The sequence below is a fragment of the Flavobacterium amnicola genome (assembly GCF_004122165.1).
In the GTDB taxonomy this organism is placed as follows: domain Bacteria; phylum Bacteroidota; class Bacteroidia; order Flavobacteriales; family Flavobacteriaceae; genus Flavobacterium; species Flavobacterium amnicola.
Genome location: NZ_SBKO01000019.1, coordinates 1 through 464, shown reverse-complemented (window position 1 = coordinate 464; position 464 = coordinate 1). Strand labels below are relative to the sequence as shown.

Below are 464 nucleotides of genomic sequence, written 5' to 3'. Positions count from 1 at the left end.
TCCGCTTCACTTGCACAGGCTGAGATGCTTGCATCTTGAACATTGCTCACCACAACAGCTGGCGCTGGAGTAATGGTAAAGGTAGCTGAATCGCTTCCGCCAGCATAACATCTGTCGGTTACGTTATAAGTCAGTTGGATTGAGCCTCCACAAATATTTGGCATTGTAGTTGGACCCGTAAAACCGCCTTGTGGATTACATCCACCGCTAACTCCAAAACTTCCTAACCAGGCGGCATACGCCGCATTGATATCCGCTTCACTTGCACAGGCTGAGATGCTTGCATCTTGAACATTGCTCACCACAACAGCTGGCGCTGGAGTAATGGTAAAGGTAGCTGAATCGCTTCCGCCAGCATAACATCTGTCGGTTACGTTATAAGTCAGTTGGATTGAGCCTCCACAAATATTTGGCATTGTAGTTGGACCCGTAAAACCGCCTTGTGGATTACATCCACCGCTAAC

1 protein-coding gene is annotated in these 464 nt (G+C 48.3%); it reads right to left on the bottom strand.

What is annotated here, in order from left to right; translation table 11 throughout:
• Window positions 1–464: hypothetical protein (locus EQG63_RS12275; RefSeq protein ID WP_164974515.1), on the bottom strand; the 464-nt coding region annotated here is incomplete at both ends.